This is a genomic window from Hyphomicrobium sp. LHD-15, assembly GCF_031157355.1.
Taxonomy (GTDB): domain Bacteria; phylum Pseudomonadota; class Alphaproteobacteria; order Rhizobiales; family Hyphomicrobiaceae; genus Hyphomicrobium_C.
Map to the genome: position 1 here is coordinate 25030 of NZ_JAVIFT010000007.1, position 22084 is coordinate 47113.

General features: G+C 62.7%; 20 protein-coding genes. 9 read left to right on the forward strand and 11 right to left on the reverse strand.

The genetic code is table 11. The features are described 5' to 3' along the window. Window positions 1–10 precede the first annotated feature (10 nt). Window positions 11–349, reverse strand: coding sequence for a P-II family nitrogen regulator (locus RCO24_RS17360; RefSeq protein ID WP_308963922.1), 339 nt, complete (start codon window positions 347–349; stop codon window positions 11–13). A 309-nt stretch (window positions 350–658) separates the two neighbouring features. Between RCO24_RS17360 and RCO24_RS17365 the strand changes: the two genes are divergently transcribed. Next, entirely contained in the window at window positions 659–2170 is a 1512-nt protein-coding gene (locus RCO24_RS17365) for an NAD(P)H-hydrate dehydratase (protein ID WP_308963924.1), read from the forward strand. Between the two features lie 40 nt (window positions 2171–2210). On the opposite strand, the gene RCO24_RS17370 is transcribed toward RCO24_RS17365, so the two are convergent. After that, entirely contained in the window at window positions 2211–2768 is a 558-nt protein-coding gene (locus tag RCO24_RS17370; protein WP_308963925.1) for a thioesterase family protein, read from the reverse strand. 118 nt (window positions 2769–2886) lie between these two features. Here RCO24_RS17370 and RCO24_RS17375 point away from each other — a divergent pair, with 118 nt between their 5' ends. From RCO24_RS17375 to RCO24_RS17390, 4 genes are all read left to right on the forward strand, one after another. Next, window positions 2887–4653, forward strand: coding sequence for a tetratricopeptide repeat protein (locus RCO24_RS17375; RefSeq protein WP_308963926.1), 1767 nt, complete (start codon window positions 2887–2889; stop codon window positions 4651–4653). A gap of 120 nt (window positions 4654–4773) precedes the next feature. Beyond that, entirely contained in the window at window positions 4774–6222 is a 1449-nt protein-coding gene (locus RCO24_RS17380; RefSeq protein WP_308963927.1) for a deoxyribodipyrimidine photo-lyase, read from the forward strand. A gap of 166 nt (window positions 6223–6388) precedes the next feature. Then, window positions 6389–6814, forward strand: a complete 426-nt coding sequence (locus RCO24_RS17385) for a L,D-transpeptidase (protein ID WP_308963928.1) — start codon at window positions 6389–6391, stop codon at window positions 6812–6814. A gap of 127 nt (window positions 6815–6941) precedes the next feature. Beyond that, a complete protein-coding gene (locus RCO24_RS17390; protein WP_308963929.1) occupies window positions 6942–7952 on the forward strand; it encodes a L,D-transpeptidase in 1011 nt (336 codons plus the stop codon). A gap of 81 nt (window positions 7953–8033) precedes the next feature. Here the strand turns inward: RCO24_RS17390 and RCO24_RS17395 are convergent, their stop codons facing one another. The 3 genes from RCO24_RS17395 to RCO24_RS17405 all read right to left on the reverse strand — a co-directional run bounded on the left by RCO24_RS17395 (window position 8034) and on the right by RCO24_RS17405 (window position 11065). Beyond that, entirely contained in the window at window positions 8034–9434 is a 1401-nt protein-coding gene (locus RCO24_RS17395; protein WP_308963930.1) for a DUF1134 domain-containing protein, read from the reverse strand. 136 nt (window positions 9435–9570) lie between these two features. Further along, window positions 9571–10500, reverse strand: coding sequence for a polysaccharide deacetylase family protein (locus tag RCO24_RS17400; RefSeq protein WP_308963931.1), 930 nt, complete (start codon window positions 10498–10500; stop codon window positions 9571–9573). Window positions 10501–10648: 148 nt separating this feature from the next. After that, entirely contained in the window at window positions 10649–11065 is a 417-nt protein-coding gene (locus RCO24_RS17405; protein ID WP_308963932.1) for a thioesterase family protein, read from the reverse strand. 150 nt (window positions 11066–11215) lie between these two features. Between RCO24_RS17405 and RCO24_RS17410 the strand changes: the two genes are divergently transcribed. Continuing rightward, a complete protein-coding gene (locus RCO24_RS17410; RefSeq protein WP_308963933.1) occupies window positions 11216–11467 on the forward strand; it encodes a hypothetical protein in 252 nt (83 codons plus the stop codon). A 127-nt stretch (window positions 11468–11594) separates the two neighbouring features. On the opposite strand, the gene RCO24_RS17415 is transcribed toward RCO24_RS17410, so the two are convergent. The 3 genes from RCO24_RS17415 to RCO24_RS17425 all read right to left on the reverse strand — a co-directional run bounded on the left by RCO24_RS17415 (window position 11595) and on the right by RCO24_RS17425 (window position 14128). Then, entirely contained in the window at window positions 11595–12737 is a 1143-nt protein-coding gene (locus RCO24_RS17415; protein WP_308963934.1) for an OmpA family protein, read from the reverse strand. A 140-nt stretch (window positions 12738–12877) separates the two neighbouring features. After that, window positions 12878–13483, reverse strand: coding sequence for a Spy/CpxP family protein refolding chaperone (locus RCO24_RS17420; protein ID WP_308963935.1), 606 nt, complete (start codon window positions 13481–13483; stop codon window positions 12878–12880). A 279-nt stretch (window positions 13484–13762) separates the two neighbouring features. Beyond that, window positions 13763–14128, reverse strand: a complete 366-nt coding sequence (locus RCO24_RS17425; RefSeq protein ID WP_308963936.1) for a hypothetical protein — start codon at window positions 14126–14128, stop codon at window positions 13763–13765. A gap of 155 nt (window positions 14129–14283) precedes the next feature. Here RCO24_RS17425 and RCO24_RS17430 point away from each other — a divergent pair, with 155 nt between their 5' ends. Further along, window positions 14284–14820, forward strand: coding sequence for an SRPBCC family protein (locus RCO24_RS17430; RefSeq protein ID WP_308963937.1), 537 nt, complete (start codon window positions 14284–14286; stop codon window positions 14818–14820). A 13-nt stretch (window positions 14821–14833) separates the two neighbouring features. On the opposite strand, the gene RCO24_RS17435 is transcribed toward RCO24_RS17430, so the two are convergent. Next, window positions 14834–15730: a DUF72 domain-containing protein gene (locus tag RCO24_RS17435; protein WP_308963938.1), complete on the reverse strand. Its 897-nt coding sequence runs from the start codon at window positions 15728–15730 to the stop codon at window positions 14834–14836. 174 nt (window positions 15731–15904) lie between these two features. Here RCO24_RS17435 and RCO24_RS17440 point away from each other — a divergent pair, with 174 nt between their 5' ends. Both RCO24_RS17440 and RCO24_RS17445 read left to right on the forward strand, forming a co-directional pair. Then, window positions 15905–16885 (forward strand): TonB family protein, encoded by a 981-nt coding sequence (locus tag RCO24_RS17440; RefSeq protein WP_308963939.1) that lies wholly within the window; start codon window positions 15905–15907, stop codon window positions 16883–16885. A gap of 232 nt (window positions 16886–17117) precedes the next feature. Further along, window positions 17118–18740, forward strand: coding sequence for a diguanylate cyclase domain-containing protein (locus tag RCO24_RS17445; protein ID WP_308963940.1), 1623 nt, complete (start codon window positions 17118–17120; stop codon window positions 18738–18740). 76 nt (window positions 18741–18816) lie between these two features. On the opposite strand, the gene RCO24_RS17450 is transcribed toward RCO24_RS17445, so the two are convergent. Both RCO24_RS17450 and RCO24_RS17455 read right to left on the reverse strand, forming a co-directional pair. Further along, window positions 18817–20841: a TonB-dependent receptor domain-containing protein gene (locus RCO24_RS17450; RefSeq protein ID WP_308963941.1), complete on the reverse strand. Its 2025-nt coding sequence runs from the start codon at window positions 20839–20841 to the stop codon at window positions 18817–18819. 310 nt (window positions 20842–21151) lie between these two features. Next, window positions 21152–22018: a MurR/RpiR family transcriptional regulator gene (locus RCO24_RS17455; protein WP_308963942.1), complete on the reverse strand. Its 867-nt coding sequence runs from the start codon at window positions 22016–22018 to the stop codon at window positions 21152–21154. Between the last annotated feature and the right edge of the window lie 66 nt (window positions 22019–22084).

Genomic DNA, 22084 nt, shown 5'->3' on the forward strand with positions numbered 1-22084 from the left:
GGCGCAGATTTTATATCGCTTCTGCGCCTGTCTCGCCCGTGCGGATCCGGATGGCTTCCTCTATCGTCGAGATAAAGATCTTGCCGTCACCGATGCGGCCTGTCTTCGCCGCCTTTTGGATCGCCTCGACGGCCTTGTCGAGCATTTCGTCGCCCAAAACCACTTCGATTTTCACTTTGGGCAGGAAGTCGACAACATACTCGGCTCCCCGGTACAGCTCCGTGTGCCCCTTTTGACGGCCGAATCCCTTCGCCTCGATGACAGTGATGCCCTGCAGGCCGATCTCCTGGAGAGCTTCTTTCACTTCGTCGAGCTTGAAGGGCTTAATAATGGCCTCGATCTTCTTCATGCGCCCTTATCCTCCAGCAGTCCCGTTCGCTAACCAGTCGCGTCGGACCGGCCATCGGGTAGCACGGGATATGCCAATTCGGTTGCTTCTGATTAATTCCCTATCTTTCAGGCGCTTGGATCGTTTGTGCCTTTTGGATGGGCAGTCCGGCCGCTCTTGATAGCTCAAAATTCGTGCATGTTGCGCACATTTTGTGCGACCGTTTTGCTCAGTAGGCGTGCCGAGCGCTTTCATCCGCTTGGACAATGGCCAACGCCGCGGCACACCATTACGCTCGATATTCGGCATCTGCGCAGGGAGAGGCAAGGCGTGGCAGGCGAGACGGTTTGGGCGGACGGTGGTGCGGAACTCTTGACCCCCGAGGAGATGGGGCACGCGGACCGGCTGGCGATGGCCAGAGGGGTGGCTGGCCTGGCGCTCATGGAAGCGGCCGGGCGGGCGGTTGCGGACGCGGCGCGGCGCCTCGTTCCGCCCGGATCGCGGGTCGCGGTGCTATGCGGCCCCGGCAACAACGGAGGCGACGGGTTCGTCGCTGCGCGGCTGCTAAAACGGGCGAGCTACGATGTTCGGCTGTTCCTGCTCGGGGAGAAGTCGGCGCTCAGGGGCGACGCGGCGGAAATGGCGCGGCGTTTCGACGGGCCGGTGCGGGCGCTCGATCCGTTCAAGCTCGAAAGCCTTCATCTGGTGATCGATGGCTTGTTCGGGGCAGGCCTCACCCGTCCGATCGATGGAATTGCGGCGGAGACGATCGAAACCGTCAACACGCTCAAAATCCCCGTGATCGCCATCGACGTGCCGAGCGGTCTCGATGGGGGCACGGGGGAAGCACACGGACCGGTCGTGAAGGCCACCGAAACGGTGACGTTCTTCCGTCGCAAGCCCGGGCACGTTCTCTATCCGGGGCGGGCGCTCTGCGGCACGGTGCGTGTCGCCGACATCGGCATTCCCTCCGACGTGCTGCCCGAACTCGAGATCAAGCACTGGACCAATGGGTTCCTGCGCTGGCGGGAGACCTTTCCCTGGCCTTCGCACGAGGGCCACAAGTATGGGCGTGGGCATGCGCTGGTGGTTTCGGGGCCGGCACATGCAACGGGTGCGGCGCGGCTCGGGGCGCGTGGGGCTCTCCGCGCTGGCGCCGGGCTGGTCACGGTCGCGAGCCCGCTCGACGCCATCTCCGTCAACGCCATGCATCTCACCGCCATCATGCTGCGTCCGTTCGAGGGGCCCGAAGGTTTGACGGACCTGCTGGTCGACCGGCGGCGGAACGCGGTGCTGCTCGGCCCTGGCGGCGGCGTCGGGGAAGCCATGTGCCGGCTCGTCGAGGCCGCGCTCCGTTCGCCGGCCTCGGCGGTGCTGGATGCCGATGCGCTAACCTCGTTCGCCGGGGCTCTGCCTCGGCTGGTGACGGCGATCCGCGGTCATTCCGGCTCAGTGGTGCTGACGCCGCACGACGGCGAGTTCGAACGGCTGTTCGGTGCCAAGGGTGGTTCCCGGCTCGTGTGTGCGCAGCGCGGCGCTGCGGAAAGCGGCGCGGTGGTTCTGCTCAAGGGGCCGGATACGGTGATCGCGGAGCCGGGCGGGCGAGCGATCATCAACACCAATGCCCCGCCCTGGCTTGCGACGGCGGGTTCGGGAGACGTACTGGGCGGCTTCATCACCGGGCTTCTTGCGCAGGGCATGCCGGCGTTCGAAGCCGCGGCGGCGGCCGTTTGGCTGCATGGCGCGGCGGCATCCGATTTCGGCCCTGGGCTCATCGCCGAGGATTTGCCGGAGCGCTTGCCGGCGGTGCTGGCGAGGTTGGCAGCAGGAAGCGGGCAGTAGGCCGGAAACCCATGCCTGCCCGTTAGCTGTTGCGCGCCGTCTACCTCTCGCGGTCCGTGTCGCGCATCGCTCGATCGGCGGCGAGAAAGGCTTCGAGCTCAGACGTCGGCGGTGGGCTCTCTGCGCTCGCGCCGAGGGTTTCCATCAGTTGGGCGACGGGGACGTAGCATTTCGCTTTGCGGTCGTAGAGAGCGCCTTTGAACAGCGCCCGCGCCGCAACCTGGCCTTCCCGGTCGCCTTGATCGAAGACGAAAACCTGTTCCATCAGAACGGCCTCCTCTAGCCATCCGACGACGCGCGTTTCCAGCCGGTAGCGATCGAAGGCCCGCAGTTCGCGGCGGAAACGCATGACGACGGCGTTGGCAACCGGGGTCCAGCTGTGCTGCCAGACGGCGCGGCCGAGACCGCTGCGGATCAGGAGATCGATCCGCCCGAGATCCATGATCGCAAGATAGCGGCCGTTGTTCATGTGCAGGCTGAGATCGAGGTCGTTGGGAAGCACCCGCAAAACGAGCGTCGATGTCTCGGCCGGGACGGCGAGTTTTGGGCGTCGCGGAGCGGTCAGAAACAGCCAGATCAGGCGGAGCCAGAGGTTCATGCGCGTGCCATCGGGAGGTTGCCGTCGGGCAATTGTCTATCGTTCGGGGGCCACAATCGGGCTTTATTGACCGAAGTGCCAGATTCGGAGGAAGGTTCGGGTCTGCCGCCAGTGTATCATGGCGACCGTACGCAATAGCCTCGAGGTTCACGTGACGCGCTCGCTCATCGTTCGCGCCGTTCTTGCGCTCGCTTTCGCGGCGGGCGGCGGGCACGTGTCTGTGCGCGCGGCGCCGGGTGAGCCTCAGCTCGCGGAAGAGGCGGCCGGAGCGCTGGTGCGCGGCGAGGTGCAGCAGGCGGTCTTCAACTATACCGAGGCGCTCAAGGATACGGCGTTGCCGAACGACCGGCGTGCGGCGATTCTGAACGATCGCGGCGTCGCCAATATTAAGCTCGGGCAGACGCGACAGGCGTTCGAGGATTTCAATCTCGCGGCGCAGCTGTTTCCCGAATTCGCAGCCGTCTACAATAATCGCGGCAACCTGCTTCTGTCGCTCGGGCTCGCCAAGGAAGCGGTCAAGGATTTTGATCGCTCGATCGTGCTCGCACCGGGGTATGCAGCGGCGTACAACAACCGGGCGGGTGCCTACGTGCGCCTCGGCAAGATCGACGACGCGATCGTCGACTATACGAAGGCCGTGCAGCTGCTGCCGTCCAATCCGGCGCCGCTCAGCGGGCGCGGGCTTGCGCACCTCTCCCTCATGCGCCCGCACGCGGCGATCCGTGATTTTACGCGGTCGGTGAAGGCGGATGCGCGCTTTGCCGCCGGCTATCGCAATCGGGCGGAAGCGAAGCTCGAGGTCGAGCACTACGACGAGGCGATCGAGGATCTTTCCCGCGCGATTGCGTTCGACGTCAATCAGGCTGACAGCTACGTGCTGCGCGGAAAGGCCTATCTCGCGGTACGCAACACCGCATCGGCCATCAAGGATTTCACGAAGGCCATCGAACTCGATCCGAAGGGGGCGATCGCCTATGCCGAGCGCGGGTTCGCGTATGGTCTCGCGGAAGCCCACGACGAATCGTTCAGCGACCTCAACCGGGCCATCGAACTCGATCCGCGGTCGGGGCTTGCTTTCGCCTACCGTGCCTACGCCTACAAGCAGAGCGAGCAGATCGACGTGGCGCTACGCGACATCGATGTGGCGCAGAAGCTCAATCCCAACATGCCCGAAGTGTTTTGGGTGAAGGCCGTGATCGAAGAAGCGCAAGGCCAGACCGATCAGGCCATCGCCGACAACAAGAAGGCGCTTTCGTTGCGGCCGGGCTATCGCGACGCCAACGAGGCGTTGCAGCGGCTCGGGAGCCTGCCTTCGACAGCCGAGGAAACGATGCTCGGCGATGCGGGCATCGATACCTGGCGCGTGGTTTCGCGCGGGCAGCGTTTCGTTGCGGTCAACGATCAGTATCCGCGTCTTGCCATTCCCTTGGAGATGATGGGAAGCGGCCAGCCGAAGCTGCTCGCATGGGAACTCAAGGAGCCGCCCTTCAAGGGGATCGGCCTGCTTCGCTTCTTCGGCGGCTCGGTGGCCGGCAAGACGGGCGCGGAGGACATGGAGCTGATCGCCGTCGTCAACGTAGATGCGAGCGTCGTGGTTGCGATCGAGCCGCATCGGCAGGGCGACAAGCTTTCGACGTGGACGTGGGAGAATGGCAAGATCACGGTCGCGAGCGTGGATGGCGTGACCGATGAATTCATGGTGGGCGCAGCGCGGAACCAGATCGCTGGCGGCGGCGAACGGCGCTACATGAGCGCGACTGAGCCGGGTGCGGCTTGGGCGCCGTGGGATACTCCGTTCGGCGGCGGCTTCGGGCAGTCCGCGCCGACCAAGAAGGTAACCGTCAAGAAGAAGCCGAAGACGATCTTCGATCTCCTGTTCAACTGAGCCTAGTGTTCAACTGAGCCTGGGCCGGTTCCTGCTTTTTTGTCCGCGCTGGCTGATCCGAGACGCGCTTCTCTCCGTTTCTGAAGCTATCTGCACTCTCGCGGCGCTCGGGGCTTCTGCGTGACGGAAAAGCCAATCATCGTCTGGTTTCGGCGCGATCTCCGGCTCGCGGATCATGCGGCATTGTCGGCTGCGGTCGAGACGGGGGCGCCGGTATTACCGATTTTCGTTCTCGATGACGGAGCCGCCGGGAAGTGGCGTGCGGGTGCGGCCTCGCGCTGGTGGCTGCATCACAGCCTTGCTGCACTAATGAGTTCCATCGAAGCGCTGGGTGGCAAGCTTGTCCTGCGCCGCGGAGATGCGGCGGACGTGCTGGCGGCGCTCGCTCACGAAACAGGTGCCGCGGCCGTCTACTGCTCGCGCGGCCACGAGCCTTTCGCGCAGCAGGTGGAACGCGACGCGCGCGCCAAGCTCGGTGCCTCGGATGTTGAGCTCAAGCGGTTCGCCGGAACGCTGCTGCACGAGCCCGATCACCTCAAGACGCAGGCGGGAGGTCCGTTCAAGGTCTACACGCCGTTCTGGCGGGCGCTCCGGTCCGGGATCAAAGTTGCGCGCGCGCTGCCTGTGCCCGCCCGCATTCCACCTCCGCGCAAAGTGCCCAAGAGCGAGCGTCTCGAGGCCTGGGAGCTGTTACCGGAGAAGCCGGATTGGGCAGGTGGATTGCGCGAGGCGTGGACAGCCGGGGAAGCCGGTGCGCAGGAACGGCTCTCGGATTTTCTTTCGGATGGGCTCGCGAATTATGCAGACGAGCGCAATCGGCCGGATCGAGAAGGGACTTCGCGGCTTTCGCCTCATCTTGCGTTCGGCGAGATCAGTCCGCGTCAATGCTGGTTGCAGGCCGGTCATTTCGCGTCCCGTCACCCGCACGCCGACAATGGGCACGAGACCTTTCTCAAGGAACTCGCCTGGCGCGAGTTCTCGGCGCACTTGCTGTTTCATTGGCCGAGCTTGCCGGATGAACCGTTTCGTCCCGAGTTTGCGGATTTCCCATGGCGCAAGAGCACGCGCCATCTCAAAGCGTGGCAGCGCGGCTTGACCGGCTATCCGATCGTCGACGCCGGCATGCGCGAATTGTGGACCACCGGCTGGATGCACAATCGCGTGCGAATGATCGTGGCGTCGTTCCTGATCAAGGATCTCATGCTGCCGTGGCAGGAAGGCGAGGCGTGGTTCTGGGATACGCTCGTCGATGCCGATCTCGCCAACAACGCCGCGAGCTGGCAGTGGGTGGCCGGCTCGGGGGCCGATGCGGCGCCCTATTTCCGGATCTTCAACCCGGTGACGCAAGGCGAGAAGTTCGATCCCGACGGAGACTATGTGCGCCACTGGGTGCCTGAGCTTGCGAAGCTTCCGGCCAAGGCGATCCATGCGCCGTGGCTTGCAGCCGCCGAGGTTCTAGCTGCCGCCGGCGTGCGGATCGGGTCCACCTATCCGGCACCGATCGTCGATCACGCGGAGGCGCGGGCGGTAGCGCTCGCTGCGTTCAAGGGGCTCAAGGATAAACCGTAGGGGAATGCGGGTCGATGCAACCCGTAAACGGCGTGCTAACTTGATCTCGGGAATTTGCGCCCGCGAATTATTGCTCCGGGCAACGATATCCTAACCGAAATGCGGTTTCCTTTGAGTTTGAGTGTCGCGTATGCGGCCGCTTCTTGTGTTTGTTCGGAGTAATAAGATGCGCCCCTTTGTCCTCGCGATCGCGCTTGCGGTCGCGTCGGCCGTTCTGCCCACCGCGGCGTCCGCCAACGTCCATGCCCGCATCAGCAAGAGCACGCAGACCATGCACGTCTATGTGCACGGTACGCTCTACTACAGCTGGCCTGTTTCGACGGGACGTGGGCGCTATGCGACGCCGTCGGGCACGTTTCGCGCGAAGCGTCTCGAGCGGCGCTGGTATTCAACCAAATACAGCAACGCCCCGATGCACAATGCCGTGTTCTACAACGGCGGCTATGCCATCCATTCGACGGCGGAAGTGAGCAAGCTCGGGCGCCCGGCCTCGCATGGCTGCATTCGCCTCGCGCCCGGCAACGCCGCGCAGTTCTTTTCGCTCGTCAGCTCGCATGGGCTCGGCCGGACAAAAATCACCATTGCGCAGTAGGTGCAGCCTTCAGAGGAGGCTTGCGGCCTGACCTGCAAATGTCTGATTTCCGTGCCAGATGCATAAGTTAGTTCGCCTTTCTCGCCATGTTTATTGCTCCGGTCCGTAGTGCGTTGGAGAGCCCGTGATGAGAGTTAAGGTTTTGTTCGGCGCGTTGGCGGCCCTGATGGTGGCCGGCGTGTCCGCGCGTGCTCAGTCCACCGCAGAAGCTGCGGGTGCACCCGCCAATGTCCCGACCGTCACCATCCTCAACAAGGGCGCAGCTCCGGCCGAGCCGGCTCCGCCGACATTGACGGTTTCGCCGGCCGCGCCGCAGAAGCCGTCCGAGCCAACCACACCTGCGCGTGTGTCCGAGCCGCCGGCTGCGTCAGCGGCTTCGGAGGCGCGCCCTGCTGCTGCCCCTGCTCAGGCGGCAACGCGAGATCAAGCCCGTTCAACCGAACCGACGGCAGTTGCGCAGCCAGCGCCGTCTCCCGTTGCTCCTGCTGCTCCGGAAGCCGATCCCGCAAAGGTCGAGGAGCCGGCTCCGCCGCCGGTGTCCACACTGGCCATCAACATCGACCTCACCCGACAGGTGATGACCGTCTCGGAACACGGGGCGCTGATGTACACGTGGAAGGTATCGTCGGCGCGCTACGGCTATCGCACGCCGACGGGCACGTTCCAGCCGACCTGGATGTCGAAGATGTGGTACTCGCGCCAGTACGACTACGCGCCGATGCCGCACGCGATCTTCTTCCACAAGGGCGTCGCGATCCACGCGACCTATGCCACCGGCATGCTCGGCACCCCTGCGTCGCACGGCTGCGTGCGCCTCGCGCCGAAGAATGCGGCGGCGCTCTACAAGCTCGTCAACGACCACGGCAAGGCGCGCACCGAGATCGTCGTTCATGGCACGCCGGATCACTCAACGGCTCAGGTGGCTTCGGACGATTATGACACGGTGCCGATGCGGCGGGGGCAGTATCGCTATCTGCCGCCCAACTATGATTCACGCGGGGTCTACTCGTCTTATGAGAGCCCGCCTCGGGGTTACTATTACGTCAAGCCGCGCAAGCCCCGCTATTACGCGGCGCCGCGGCGCTATTATCAGCCGCGCGGCTTGTACAATAGCTATTCGTACGGCTACGGGTTCTGATCTCGGATCACCAAACGTCATTCAAAACCGCATCGGATCATTCGGTCCGGTGCGGTTTTGTTTTGTGGTGGGTCGATGGGATCAGAACGGATTCCAGGTGGGACGCGAGGTGAAGCGCACGTAGCCGATGCTGGCGCCGATGCGCAATCCAAGCCCCGAGCGGATCGGAGCCATCAGCACGGGGCCGCCTTTCAGCAGCGTCATGCCGACGCCGCCGACAAGATAGGCCGAGCCGTCGACGCCCGTGAAGCGGCGATACAGGCTGTCCTTGTCTTCGAGATTGTAAATGAGGAACAGCGTGCGCGAACCCTCGGCGCCGACGTCGTAGCCGATCGACGGGCCGTGCCAATAGACCTTTTCCGTGCCGCCCGTCCGCAGATAGAGCGTGCCTTCGCCGTAACGCAGGCCGGCCAGGAACGCGCCGCCGCCCTCCTTGCCGAGTACATAGCCAGTCGGGCGTCCCGCTTTTTTGAATGCGTGCTCGATGACGCTTGCGAGCGAGGTCGAGATGGTACCGAAGAAGCCGCGCGTTGCTTCCTGGATTTCGTCGATCGAGTAGCCCGCGGCGCCGGCGGCGGGATTGTAGCTGTCGTCCACGCTGCCATCGGCGGGCGGCAGAGCGTAGGGCTGGCCCGGTAAGTCTCCCGACGGAGGCGGATTGAAAGCGGGCGGCAGATCGTGCGCTGGCGGCGCTGTGCGGAAGGGCGGCGGCGGAATAACCGCCTGCGCCGTGGTGGTGCTCCAGCTCGACGATTTTTCGGTTTCCGTCTTGTCGGGCGAGGGATGCGGCGCTGGCTGCGGCGGCTGAGGTGTCGGCTGTGCAGCGGGGGCTTCGGCTTTGTTGGAAGCCTCGGGTCTGCGGATCGGCGACAAGGCGTCGTTGGTGCTTTCCGCCTGGCCTGCCTTCGCTACAGCTTCGGCTGACGGCTGCTGGATTGCGGACGGTGCTGCGGGCGCCGGCGAGGGAGCTTTCGGGGCTTCGACGGCCGCGACGTTGGTCGAGGTAGCCGGTGCGGGCGATCCGATCTCGCGGTCGATACGGGCGATGAGATACCCGGATTTGGCGCGCATCACAGCCATTAGCTCGCTGGAGGCGGCTTTGAGATCGCTCAGGTTGGCGCAATCGGTGTTGGCGGCCTCGGAGGTTTCGGGACTTCCGAGGGTATCGATCTTGCCCAATAGGTCGCTTGCCTGCGCGTCGAACTCGTCGAGCTTCTGATCGTGGACCAGCGCTAGTCCTTTGCTCTCGTAGTCGGCGTCAGACCACTTCTTGTGCTCTTTGAGGGCGAGAAGCTTCTGCTTCAGCTTGGGTTGTGTCTCTGCGCTGAACGCACGCAGCTCGGCGGCCGACTGATCGACGGCGTCGCCGAAACTGTCGGCCGTACAGGTTTCCGCCGCAGATTTGTGCGAAGGCGCGACAAGTGCGAGCACCAGCGCGAGGCCCAGCACGGCCGGGCGCAGCAAGCTTCTTCTCATGGTCATTAGAACTCTCTGTCGCCAACTTGGGGCGTTTTTAGGGATTTTAGCGGCGAGAGTTGGGAGGCGTGACTACTTTTTCGTGGCGAAGCGTATCCACTTGTTTCCTGGTTAAGTTAACGGCAGCAGTGTTTTACTGCCATCAGGGGGCCGTCGGCAGGGTTTTGACGACACTCGACAAAGGTCGCTCGGTGCCGGCCGCTGGAAGGCCCTTCACATCTTTCTCGATCAGGGCGTCGTATTCGGCGAGCGTTTTGAGCTCGTCCTTTGCCTTCATCTGCACGACCTTGTAGCCGCCCTCTTTCAGAGCCGCGAGCAAGCCCGGCATGGCCTTCGCCGTATGAGGCTGGATGTCGTGCATCAAGAGGATGCCTTTGCCCTTCTTTTCGAGGCGCTTCATGATGTTCTTGACGAGTTCCTCGGCCGTTTGGCGCTTGAAATCGAAGCTGTCGACGTCGGTCGAGAAGACCGCGATGTTACGGCTCGCGAGATGGGCGAGGGTGGAGGAGGAATCGCGCAGATACGGGAAGCGGAAGAACGGCGCGACCGGACCGCCGACCGCGCGGCGCACGCCGCTGATGCCTTTCTCGATCTCGTCCTTAGCTTCCTGATCGGACTTCTTCCTCATGTCCTGGTGAGACCAGGTGTGGGTGCCGACCGTGTGGCCGCGATGGGCGACGTCGCGGATGATGTCCGGCAAGCCGATCGCCATCTTGCCCAGGCTGAAGAAGATCGCCTTCGTGCACTGCTCATCGAGCGCATCGAGAATGGCGCGGGTGGTCTTGACCTGCGGGCCATCGTCGAAGGTCAGAACGACCTCCTTGTCTTGGAGGAAATCGTAAGCCTTGTAGTGGTCCATGCCGAAGCCGGGGCCGCCGGTGGTGTCGATCTCGACTGTGCGGGTGACGCCGAGCGCATTCGGATTGGAACAACCTTTTTTGGCTGTCGCGGGAAGAGCCGACGTTTCGGTCGCCGCGGCGGCGGGCGCCGCCTGGGGTGGCGTCTTCTGCCCTTCCCCGGCCATCGCAGTGGTCGCGAACAAAACAAGCAGTGTCGAAAGCGTGAAGCGCATCTTTCTTCCTCCCGGCTTTGGCAGCGTTTCTAGCAACAAATCGTGTCGTCGGGGAGACCTTTGGCACGACAACGGACGGAGTGTGGGGATAAGAGGAGGCAGCGGGCAGCAGGATGCAGGCAGGAAGAACAGGCGGGTGACCGAGAGGCTAAAGCGACTTGCTCGCGACTTTAGCTTCGAAGCGCTTGGTGTCGACGATGATTCGCGTGTGGCGTGCGGTGCCGATTTTCTCATAGGGATCGCGCGCTTCGATCTCGAAGCTGAGCTTGCGCCCATCAACCGCCACGAGCGTCGCCTTGGCGGTGACCGACAATCCGGGCGGGGTCGCGGCGGTGTGGCTCACGTCGAGATGCACGCCGAGGGTCGCCTGGCCAGGGGCGAGATGGCGTTCGACGCAATCGACGGCGGCGGCTTCCATGAGCGCAATCATGCTCGGGCTCGCATAGACGCCGACGCTGCCGCTGCCCACGACGGGCGCGGTCAATGCATCGGTGACGAGGGTTGTCGCCTGGCCTTCGATGCCGGGTGCAAGAGGGGCGTGGGGCGGGCGTGAAGGCGTGTCCATGGGGGTCTCGCTCTCGGTTTCGCCGAAGACTTTTCATGAAAAGTGCAGCCTGTCACTGCCGGAACAGCGATGCGCGGGGAGGGCGTCTAGGTTGCCTCCATCAGGTCCACATAACCCGGCCTTGCTCATGGGCCGCAGATGGAGGCATCAATGACGTTTCTTCGCACCGCCGCAGTCGCTGCCGTCACCGCCGCCGTTGCTCTTTCGCCGCTTGTTGCGGGCGGCGCCTACGCCAAGGGTGGCAAGGAATACTTCGCCGAGACCTATCAGTTCGATCGGCCGATGAACGGCTATCAGGGCTTTTCGGGCGCCTACCACTGTTCGTACGTCAAAACGCCGAAGACCGTTTGCCTTGCCGGCAAATGCAAGCGGGTTTGGGAGCTTCTCCAGACCTGCCAGTAGACGCGCTCCTTCGATACCCCCACTTCCTCCCAGTCCCCTCACGTCAGCACGCTTTCTGACCCCGGTCCGTACCGGGGTCTTTTTTTGTGGCGTGCGGTGAGGTGGGGGCCTGTGACCGGCGGAGGCGTCACTGCGTGACGCGAAGCTCCACGCGCCGGTCGAGCTGATAAAGCGCCTCGCCTTTGTAGGCTGTGCGGTTGACGCCCTCATACGGCTCGGTCTTGCCTTTGGGGGTCAGCTTCAATTCGCCGGCATATCCGCCCTGCCGCAGGATCTGCGAGACGGTGTCGAGGCGCTCACGCGAGAGATCGAAATTATACTGGTTGGTTCCGCGCTCGTCGGCATGGCCGGTCAGCTCGACGGCGCCGAGACGCTTGAGCGTCAGATACTCGAGCAGGAGATCGGCGGCGTGCTTGCCTTCCGAGGTAAGGGTCGCTTCGTTGTAGACGAACATGATCGGAACCGGGATCACGGTCGTCTTGCCGGTGCCGGTTGCGTTGCTTTCTGTGGCCGAAAGACCGGACGCCGTGTTTGCCGTCGTCGCGTTTGACGCAGAACTCACGTCAGCTGTTGCGGGCGCTGCGGGCGGAGACGTCTCGGTTTGCGCCTGCTTCTCCTGCGCGCGCTCGTTCTTTTGGGCTTCTTCGCGGGCCTCCGAGACGATGGTCTCGAATTTCTTCAGCGCCTCGCCCGCAACCGCGGCAGCAGAGCGTGCGGCTGCGCCGGCCTGCGGGTCGACGGCGGCGACTTGAGACTTCGGTGCGGCAGCCGGTTCGGCCGGCGGCGTGGCGCTCGCTTCGAAGCTCAGCTTGGGATCGGTGCCAGCGAACTTGTGCTCGGTGACGATGCTCCATTCGCCGTAGGAGTCGGCTTTCGCGGTGCCTGCCGGCTTTCCGTTCTCGAGGATGGTGACGTAGCTGTCCGGCGCGGCGCGGCCGGCGAATACGGACGATCCATCCGGCGAGATGCGGGAGATGTCGAGTTCGACGCCGCCTGCGGCCGGTTTCGCCGCATCGGGCGTGCCGGCGCCGAGTGCTGCCGCGGTTTCGTTGATGACCGCTTCGGGCGTGTCCTTGCGGGGTTGGTCGGCTGCTTGATCACGTTTATTTGAGGTCGAGGCCGGCTCCTCTTGCTGCGTCCGCTCGGCGATCAGCCAGGGCAGCGGCACGCCAAAATGGGCCGCGGCGAAAATCGCCGCCACCCCGGAAATGATCAGCAAAAGCAAACCTAGCGCCGCGCGCTGCAGCATTGCCACCTCAGTCTGGATCATGAAGTCGAGGGCGTACGATGATCCAGGTTTGGGGACTTATCAAGGCTGCAAAGCGGGTTTCTCCGCAGGCGCGAAGCGAAATGAGGCGCGAAGGTAAAATCCTCAGGATTGTTCCTTCGCGCCCCCTTCAGGTTGCCAGATCAGCCCTTGTTGTCGGGGGCCGGTGCGTCCTTCTCGTTGTCGGGGCCGCGATCGTGCTTGTCGCCGTGATCCCGGTGGCGCTTCCAGTCCCCCTTGCCGCGGCGCGGGGCGAGCTTGGCTTTCTGCTCATCGGAGAGCGCGGCGTAGAACTTCTCGGCCGCTGGGCGATAGGTTTTCAGCGCATCGAGAGACGCCTCTAGGCCGACCTGGGTCTGGGCGAGACGCTCGATCGGCGAGCGGTTCGGGCGGTCTCCTTCAGCCGAAGGCTCCGGCTTCTTGGGGCAAGCTTCGCTCAGCTTGGTGGCGGCCGCGCGCGTTGCGGTCTTGAACTCCTCGAACGCGCCCTTCTGATCGTCGGTCGGCTTCACGCGGTGCTCGAGGCGTACCAGCATGATGTCTGCGAACTCGGTTCCGTCACCACGGCAGATACGTCCGTGCGGGCCGCCGAAGCCAAGACCCAGGATGCCCGCGCCGCCGCCGTGCGAGAAGTGATGGCGTCCCTTATGTCCGTCCCAATGGCCGCGCTGGGCGACGGCGCCGGCCGCAGCAAGGCCGACGGTGGCGGCTGCGACGCCGGCCAGAATGTACTTACCTTTACGTGTCATATGCTCGTTCTCCTTGCTCGATCGGCGCGCGGCCCGAGGGCCGATCTCCGGCGGGGGTCCGGTAGCGCCGTCTTGCAAGAAAGAACGGGGGAGGCGCGCATTTCCGTCGCGGCTCCGTTCGTGCTGATCACAAGGTTATTGTTACACACAGTGACAAACGCAGCGCTCGTCGCTTGTAAGAAATGCGGCGCCGAAGTGGCTTCGGCGCCGCATGATCGCGCGTAATGAGCGAAAACCCCGGATGATGGATCGCTTTCATGCTGCCCGGTCCGGCACTTCTCACTTGCAGGCGAGAAGATCCCGAGAGCCTGCCTCGTCGGTTACGGTGAGCGTGTCGCCGGAGACGGTGAGCGTGAAGTCGTAGGGCTCGGCGTTGCCTTCGACGGTGCAATCCGACTTCACCTTCCATTCGCCGTCGGCGCCGTCCACCGATTTGAATTTGCAGTGCGTCTCATGTTGATCGTAGCCGTCCTTCGAAAGCACGAGCGGGGCTTCCTGCCTCTCTTGTGCCACCTTGCATTGGCCAAGATCAGACGCCCAGGTGCCGACATAGGCGGGATCGGCCGCGTGCGCGGAAGCGGACGCAAGGAGGGCGGCAGCCAAGGTGGCCAAGCCGACCGAGCGTTTGATTGTTGTCGTGCGCATGCGTTGGTCTCCCGATGTCAATGTTCGCCCGCGGGCGTATGTGCCGCTTAGGCAAGCGTCTCGGACGCGATTGTGTCAAGAGGTAGGCCGGGTGGCGTGGGCCGACGCAGGATGCTATGTGGTCGCAAAACCCAGTGGAGCGGTAGGAATATTCGATGCTTAAACGGATCTTGCTTGTGATTGTCGCGGTCGTGCTCGCGTTCGTCGGGTACGTCGCGCTTCAACCTTCGACGTTTAGCATCGAGCGCGCCGCGATCGTCGTTGCGCCGGTCGAACGGGTATTCGCGGAAGTGAATGATTTCCACAATTGGCAGCAGTGGTCGCCTTGGGCGAAGCTCGATCCCGACGCGAAGGCGACGTTCGAAGGGCCTGCTTCCGGCGAAGGCGCGATCTTTCGCTGGGCGGGCAACGACAAGGTGGGCGAGGGGAGCATGACGCTGCTCGAAAGCCGACCCAACGAGCACATCAAGATCCGGCTCGATTTCGTGAAGCCATGGGCCGGCACGAATGCGACCAACTTCACCTTCAAGCCCGATGGTCCGCGTACGATCGTGACGTGGACGATGTCGGGCGAGCAGGGCTTTCTGCAGAAAGCGATCTGCGTGTTCATGAACCCCGACAAGATGGTCGGCGGGCAGTTCGAAAAGGGTCTCGCCAATCTGAAGCAATTGGCCGAGGGCAAGAGCGGCTGATCGCGGCTGGCTTTCAGGTTTTCTTTTTGGTCTTCTTGATTGCTGTTTTTGCAGCCGGCAGCTTTTCGGGTGGCGGGGTCGCATCAGGCGTTCCAATTGCGCCGTCGATCGATTGCATGAAGGCCTGAGCGGCGGTCGGCGCGCGGATCTTTCCGCCGTGAATGAAATAAACGAAGACGTCGCGCGGGCGACGCTCGTTCGTCTGCGCCGGCGCGGCGCAGTCCTTGGCGACGCGTTCGGGCAGGCCGCCCTCGGCCCAGGTTTGTGCGGCGTCGACCCAGCTTGCGAGGTCTCTCTTCGGATAGCAGGTCGGATTGTCGTCTTCGCCTTTCTGGAGGCGTGCATAGACGAAGTCCCCGACGAGATCGGAGATCGCGGGATAGGTAGGATGATCGGCGTAGACGACGGGTATATTGAAACTGCGAACGAGCGTGACGAAGGCCTCATCCTTGAACGACGGATGGCGAACCTCGACGGTGTGACGCAGCTTGGTTCCGTCGAACTTTTCCGGCAGCAATTCGAGGAAGGCGCCAAAGTCGGCGGCGTCGAATTTCTTGGTGGGTGCGAACTGCCAGAGAATGGGGCCTAGCTTCTCGGCGAGCATGGTGGGTCCGGAGTCGAGAAAGCGTTTGATCGAGTCGCCGGCCTCGGCGAGTACGCGCCGGTTGGTCGCGAAGCGCGGTCCCTTGAGCGAAAACACGAAGCTTTCTGGCACGTCCTTGGCCCATTTGGCGAAGGTGGCGGGTGTCTGAGAGCGATAGTATGTGCCGTTGACCTCGATGGTGGACAGCGCGCGGCTCGCGAACTGCAGCTCCTTGGCTTGGGGAAGCTTTTCCGGATAGAACACGCCGCGCCAGGGCTCGAAGGTCCAGCCTCCGATGCCGGCTCTGATGGTTCCGCGCTTGCTCATGAGCGACCTCCGCTGGCGCTCTTATACGACGTCCAGCCTTCGCCTTGGAAATGCTATCGGAGGCCGTTTAGTTCATGTGGACGCGACAACCTGCCGGTTGTCCGCAATCCCGGGTGGCGCCATCTGATGTGATAAGGTGCTTCGGCCAGGCGGCTGATTGGTGCGGATGAGCTTATGCAAACGGCCGATGAAACCTTTGCGCTGAGCGAGAGGCTGGTTCCGCCCACGGAGCGCGGGCAACGCGCTTTCTGGATTGCGCTCGGTGTGGCCTTCCTTTGCCATGCGGCTCTTTTCGTAGAACTTGCGCGCAACGTTTCGCAACGAACGCTCGGCGATCGCTCGGGCGTCGATAATGCGATCTCGGTTGAGCTTGTCACCTCGGCCGATCTCAAGAGCCTCGAATCCGTTGCGTCCCCGCCTCCGGGTGCACCGGCGCCTCCGCCCGCAGCCGCGCCGAAACCTGCGGAGCCTGCCCCCGAGCCGCCGAAGCCCGAAGCCTCGCGGCAGGAAGCTCCGCCCGAGCCCGCTCCCAAGGCGGCAGAGCCACCTCCGCTCGCTCCTTCCGAACCCAAGCCGCAAGAGCCTCCGGCCGAGGCGAAGTCGGCGCTACGGGATTTCGAGACCACGTTGCCGGATCTCGCGACGGTGCCGCAGCCGACCGAGCAACCCGAGAAGGCTGAGCCCCAGAAAAAGGCCGAGCCTACACCTACGCCGCCAGAGAAAGCAGCGGAGCCTGCCAAGCCCGCCGAGGCGGCCGCGAAGCCTTCGCCGCCAGCCAAGAAGAAGCCGCAGCAGGAGGCGCGTCTGCAGCCAACGCCGCGCGATCTCATGAGTGCGCCGCCCGGACGTTCCGCGGCCGCGACGCGCCCGCCGGGGATCACACGCTCGGGCGAAAACGACGAGTTCGGACGTGCCGTTCTGCGGGCCCTCCGGCAGACGATGCCGCCGCCCCAGGGACAGTTGGGTCGGGTGACGGTGCGTCTTCTCCTGACCGAGAACGGCGATCTCGCGCAGGTGCAAGTGCTCGAGCCATCGGGGATCGGCGGGCTCGACCAGAGCGTGGTGTTTGCAACGCGGCAGACCTATTTTCCGCTGCCGCCCTACAAGTCGACGGCCGTCGACCGGACGTTCGTGATCACTTACGTCTACCGCTGAGCGCTGGCACATTAGCCCCCACGCATTGTCGCTCCACCGACGGTACCTTTGCCTGAGAAAATGGCCCGCGAATTCCGCGAATAATCAGCGCAAACAAATAATTAAGCATCTTCTCTAAGCAATGCTTCATGCAATTCGTACACTTTGATTGCTTTGAATGTTTCTAAGCGCTCTTAGGCCGTCGGCGCGGCCCGAGTTTCTGATTCAACCCGGTTCTCCCTCGGCGAAATTTATGACACGCACGTTGCGCTTTCCAACCGTTTCGAGAGAGCTGGTGGGGCTCACCGCTCAAATCGCCTTCACCGTTTTCGTGGTTCATCTGACCGTGCTGGCGTTGTTGCCTGCCGATCCCGATACGATTGCTTTGCCGGCCGGGCGTACGATAGATGCCGCGCTGATCGCGATGTTCGGCGCGCCGCTCATCTGTTTCTGGATCGTAAGGCCGTTCGTGCTTGCCGCACTCACGGCAAACCAGGAGCTCAAGCGCGTCGCAACCACACTCGACGATGCGCTCCGCTCCAAGAATGCGCAGGCCGAACAACTTGCGTCAGCGGTCGCGCGCCTCAAGCTGCAGCGGATGATCCTCGATCGACTGGCGATCCTGTCCGAGACCGATCAGCGTGGCCTCATCACCGACGTCAACGACAACTTTTGCGAGATCAGCGGTTATGCCCGCGAGGAGCTGATCGGGCGCACGCACGGGATCGTCAACTCCGGCCATCACCCCAAGGAGTTCTGGAAAGACATGTTCGCGACGATGGTGCGCGGGGATGTATGGCAGGGCGAGGTTTGCAATCGCGCGAAGGACGGCAAAACCTATTGGGTTCATTGCATCAACATGGCGGTGCGAACCGCCGACGGAGCGCTCAAGGGCTATATGAGCCTGCGCATGGACATCTCGGAGAACAAGGCGATCCAATCGCAGCTCAAAGAGCAGAACGTAAAGCTCGATGCGGCGCTCAAGCACATGTCACAGGGGCTTGTGATGTTCGATGGCGAGCAGCGCCTCGTCATGTGCAACGAGCGATATGCGGCGATGTACGGGATACCCGCCCATCTGCGCGTACCCGGCACGCCACTGACTGCCGTCATCGACAATCATGTGGCGACCAATATCTACAAGGATGGGATGCCGGCCGACTATCTTCCGGACCGCATCCAGGACGTTTCGCTTGTGAAAGAGAGCCTGCATGCGCTCTCCGATGGCAACTCGATCGCTGTGGTGCGCAGCCCGATGGAGGGTGGTGGCTGGGTGTCGACGCACGAGGACATCACGCACAGGATTCGTCTCGAGGATCGCATCAAGCATCTCGCGCTTCACGATGGCCTGACCGATCTTCCTAACCGGATACTGTTGCGTGAGCGGCTCGAGCAAGCGCTCGCCGCGGCCCAACCCGATGAGAGCGTGTCGGTGCTGTACCTGGATCTCGATCGGTTCAAGCAGGTGAACGATACGCTTGGCCATGCGGCCGGCGATGCGCTGCTGATCGCGGTTGCTGCGAGAATCCGGAGTTGTGTCAGGAAGACGGATACGGTGGCGCGCATCGGCGGCGACGAGTTCGTTGTCGTACAGGCTTCGAACGATCCTTTGAACGAGGCCGCGCTTTTGGCAGAACGTTTCGTCGAGAAAATTTCGGCGCCCTACGAGATCCTAGGCCATCAAGTGCATGTGGGCGTGTCGATTGGTATCGCGGTTGCGCCTCGCGATGGGACCAGCAAGGAGCAGCTGCTTCATCACGCGGACCTCGCCCTCTATCGCTCGAAGGAAACGGGGCGGCGTACCTACAATTTCTTCGATCCCAAGTTGACCGGATTGCGGCAGCCGGTGCAATCCGCTGTCAACACGGCTGCGTAGATCGCGGTGTGTGGGCTGGAACAAAAAAGAGCGCCGCAAACGCCGCGGCGCTCTTTCTTCATTCGGACGTGGGAAATCAGAACTTCGCGGTCGTGCTCAAGAGGAACGAGCGGCCGGGTTCGTAGAGCGGCGTGACCTCGCCGACGAACTCGTGGCCATAGGATGCGCGTTCCGCGTATGTCTCGTCGAAAATATTGCGAACATCGAGCCTGAAGGTCAGGTCATAGCCCCGCAAATCCGGCTGGTATTCGACGAATGCGTTGAATACCGTATAGCTCGGATATGGCGGATAGCCGGCGGCCACGCGATCGTATTCCGGCGCGAACAGTGCGTCGGCGCGAATGGTCACGCCTGTTCCTTCGAAAGTGTGTGCGCCGGTGACGGTGATCATCTCTCCGAAGGGCGTCACAAGATAGTTGCCCAAATAAGAGTCGGCCGGCTTGCCATCGATCGTCGCGTCGATGTTGGCATACTTGACGCGCAAGAACCCGTTACGCCATTCGTATCCCGCGCCGATCTCGAAGCCTTCCGTCTCCACATCGAAGGCCTGAACCGAACCATATACGCCGGACCTGTTCGGTTCGCCCCACAGGGCGACGCGTGCGTTGTCTATCTCCGTGCGGAACACGCTGCCTTCGAACGTCCAGCCCTTGTAGCGGGCGACGAGGCCGGCGGTGTAGTTGTCGGCAACTACGGCGTCTGGGCCGCCCGGATAGGTCCAAACTGGGTTCATCACGAAGTTTTCGGCCAGAGGAATGCCGCCCCAGACATGCGAATAGCCGGCCTTGGCCGTCAGAAAGCGTCCGAGCAGATCCTGCTCACCGGAAATGTTTCCGCTTAGACCGCCTTCTTCCCATTCACGTCCGTTGACGCCGGTAAACCACTGTTGATCAGCGCGTCCGCCGAAGGAAAGCCGCGTCCCGGTCACAGGTTCGATACGAGCCTGTGAATAGGCGCCGACAACCGTGCTCTGCTCGTCGGCGTTGCCGTATCTCACGTCAAAGAGCTTCGCATTTCGCTTGCTGAAATCGACACCGGCAACGACGTTGCCGATGCCAATGTTGAATTTGTTCTCGGCTTTACCGCTCCAGGCATCGGACTCGCCGGATACGTCGTAGAAGTCGGTAGCGCTCTCATAGAGAGGCACCGTTACGTCCGACTTGCTGTATGCGACGACGATCTTTGGGTCCCACCAACCTTGTGGTGTCGCGTCGCTGTAGTTGAACACGGTGGACTGGCGGTTGAGTTCGTAGGGACGCGTAGCCGGCTCATATGGCCTGCCGATGATATGGGCGTTGGCGCGATAGGGCCGGATTGCGTCGTCGTTGAAACGCTCATGGCTGATTTCGAAGCGATCGCCGGTGGGGGCTTGATAGGCGAGCTTGCCGAGGCCACTGAGGAAGTTTGTCTCGGTGCCCTTGACTGTCTCGCCGTTGCCGGCCTCGAATTCATCACCGTCACCGAAGCTGAAAGAGCCCAGGATCTCGAAGCCGTTGGACATGCCATAGCTGGCGAGGTTGTTGGTGAAGACATTGCCGTTGGTGTTGAACTGGGTTTTGGCGAAGCCGCCAAAGCCATCGCGATCGAGCAGGTCGCCGACATCCTTGGTCTCGTAGGCGATGGAGCCTGCGAGCGCGCCGAAGCCTGCATCGGCGGGTGCCACGCCCGCATCAACGCGGACGGCCTTGAGCAGGCTCGGATCGATCAGGTTCGTGCCGTTATGGTGGAAGACCTTGTTGTTCTGAGCAGCACCGTCAACGGTGACGGCAAGGTTCGTCTCCTCGACGCCATTGACGTAGACTTTCTGCGACATCGGGATCGAGCTGCCGACGAGGATGCCGGGCTGGCCGGAAAAGACGTCCTTGATGTCGGTGGGGTTGATGCGCTCCAGGTCTTGCGACGTGATCTCGGTCGTGTTGGTGCCGATGCTCGGCTCTCCGGAGACCGTTATGGGAGCCGTCTTGGTTGCAGGAGCGGCTTCGATAGGTGCGCTCACGGGCGCGGGTTGCGCGGCCTTCGCAGGCGCTGCCTTCTTCTTTTTTGTAGACTGCTTTGCCGTCACCTCCAAAGGCGGCAGCTCGGCGGGCTTCTCTTGCGCCATCGCTTTCGGGCCAAGCCCCAAGCCACATGATACTGCTGCACTTACAATGATCGCCGCGGACCGAGGTCCGTTGCTTCTGATGTGACGCATAGATCGTCCCCCAAACTTTAACGGAGAGAGGGAGCCGCCACAGATGCAGCTCTGGCGGCTCCAACTTCAAATGTTGATTGGCTGGCTGGCTAAGGCGCCGTGGGCGCGGTGGCTGGCTGGCTGGTGTGAGGGCCAGATTTTAATTGCTGACTGTAGTAGTAAATAATTTGACGCGGGCGATCCGAGAAATGCGGTCGCTGATGCAAAATGGACACGCCGGCTATTTGTAAATGGCGCTGCGCAGCTCGCTCAGTCTCTCGATCGTGGATATCGCCTCCTGCGGATTTTCGGCCGTCAGCGCGAAGCTGATCGCCTCGAGGCAGACCAAGGTGGCGCCGTGCATGGCAATGCGTCCGGCGTGGCCTCTGAGTACCGGGACGATCACCTCGGCGTGGCGTGTGATGGCCTGCTCCTTGGTGTCGGTGAGCAGGACGATCGGCACCTTGCGGCGACGGGCCTCGGCGACTGTCGAGGCGGCCTCCCTGAATGGCTTTCCGTAGGCGAGCATCAACAGGGCATCGACGTTGCGGATCTCGAGAAGTTGTTCGGGAATGGGGGCCATGGACCCATCTATGACGATCGTTGAGCGGCCGATCCGATTGAGAGAAAGTGCGAAATAACGGGCTAAAAACGCCGTCGAGCTGATCCCGAACACGGCGATCTTCTTTGCCGGCGCAAGTTGTCGAACTGCTGCGAAAATGCTGGCACGCGTCTCCTCCGATGCCAAAGCGCCGAACGCTTCTTGATGATCGGAAAAGACCTGATCGACAGCCGTCAGCGAGCGCTGCTTGAGGGATGCGAAGGTTCGGGTGATCGTATCGACCGGCGTCTGTCCCGTGCCGAATGATGTGGCCAGATCCTGCTTGAGCTCTCGTAGCCCATGAAATCCGACAGCTTGCACGGCGCGGATCACAGTCGCGTCCGAAGTTCCGATCGCCATGGCAAGCTCCATGGCCGACATGCTCATGACGTCTTGCCGGTGGGTGTCGATAAAGGCGATCACGCGTGCAAGGGAAGGCGACAGTTTGCGCGCGCGAACACGTATCCGATCGCTCAGTTTGTCATGCTTTTTAGTTGCTGGCGGCATTCCCTACACTCGGCTCAAAGCACTACTACATCGCTAAATACGCATGTAGTAGTGCACTACAGCGAT